The organism is Pseudoalteromonas sp. S4492, assembly GCF_005886115.1.
Lineage (GTDB): Bacteria > Pseudomonadota > Gammaproteobacteria > Enterobacterales > Alteromonadaceae > Pseudoalteromonas > Pseudoalteromonas gelatinilytica.
In genome coordinates, this window is record NZ_PNCP01000144.1 from 1 (window position 1) to 1,296 (window position 1,296).

Sequence of the window (1,296 nt, forward strand, 5' to 3'; positions counted from 1 at the left end):
CTGTGACTGCTCCCCGCCCTGTCGGGCGGGGCTTCTGACTTCTCAGGCAGCAACCGGCAGTGTGCCGGACTTACGCTTGCCTCCATCAGCAGAGACGGACAGCCCTTCCGCCTTTAACTTCAAAATGCCCTGCCGCTTTATGTTGATGGCGGCGTTAATGTCCCGATCATGGACAGCGCCGCAATCGCACGTCCATGACCTGACATTGAGCGGCATTTCCTCTTGCTTTCGATTACAGCAGGAACAGGTTTTCGACGAGGCAAACCACTGGTCAATTTTCACCAGATGTTTACCGGCCTGTTTCGCCTTGTAGTCGAGCTTGGTGACGAGGGAATGCCAGCCTGCGTCGGCAATGGATCGGGCAAGGCAATGGTTCTTGAGCATGTTCTTAACCTTCAACGTCTCCACAACCACCGCTTGGTTTTCGTCAACGAGTTGTCTGGACAGTTTGTGTTGGAAGTCATTACGGGCAAAGGCGACACGCTCATGCGCCTTTGCCACCAGTAATCGGGCTTTGGCTCTACCTTTGGAGCCTTTCCTGCAACGCGACAGGGCTTTCTGTTTTCGCTTCAGGTTGCGCTGGGCGTTCTTCAGGAATCGTGGATTGCCGGTCTTCAGCCCATTGCTGGTTATGGCAATGTCGGTCAGACCGGCATCGACGCCCACAACCTTGCTGGCTTGCAGGGCAGCAGCCGGTTTACTTTCTGTCTGGCCATCTTCGGCAAGGATGGAGGCGTAATACTTGCCACTGGGCGTTCTGGTCAAGGTAATGGACTTAACCTCTCCGGCTATCTCCCGGTGAACCTTGGCCTTGATGGGCTTGCACTTAGGCACTTTGATCCAGCTTTCACTGACTGAAACCGACATGCAGTGATAGCTGCTCTGTTTACCATGCTTTGACTTGAATCGAGGGAACCGGGCTTGCAGCTTTGGGTCAAAGAAGTTTTGGAAAGCCTTGTCCAGGTTAATGACGGACTGTTGCAGCGCAATCGAATCAGCTTCTTTCAGCCATGAGTACTTGCGGCTTTTCTTGGCCGTCGCCAGCAATGGCTTCAGGTCTTTTTTCGGGGAGAGGTTCTGTTCCCGTACCTTATAGTAATGAGTCTTGACCGCCAGTGCCTTGTTCCACGCAAAGCGCACAGCACCAAATTGGCGATTAAGAAAATCAGCCTGTTCTGGTGTTGGATAAATGCGTACTTTGGTGGCTTTCAACATAACTCTTTACAAGTGAGCGCTCATTACTACAATGCCTGTAATAATATAGTTATTACTGGTGATTTCAAGTGAGTGCGCACG

The 1,296-nt window shown here is 52.1% G+C and carries 1 protein-coding gene; it reads right to left on the reverse strand.

Annotation, left to right across the window (positions count from 1 at the left end):
* Nucleotides 1–42 precede the first annotated feature (42 nt).
* Nucleotides 43–1,215: an RNA-guided endonuclease TnpB family protein gene (locus CWC28_RS21215; RefSeq protein WP_138625740.1), complete on the reverse strand. Its 1,173-nt coding sequence runs from the start codon at nt 1,213–1,215 to the stop codon at nt 43–45.
* Nucleotides 1,216–1,296 lie beyond the last annotated feature (81 nt).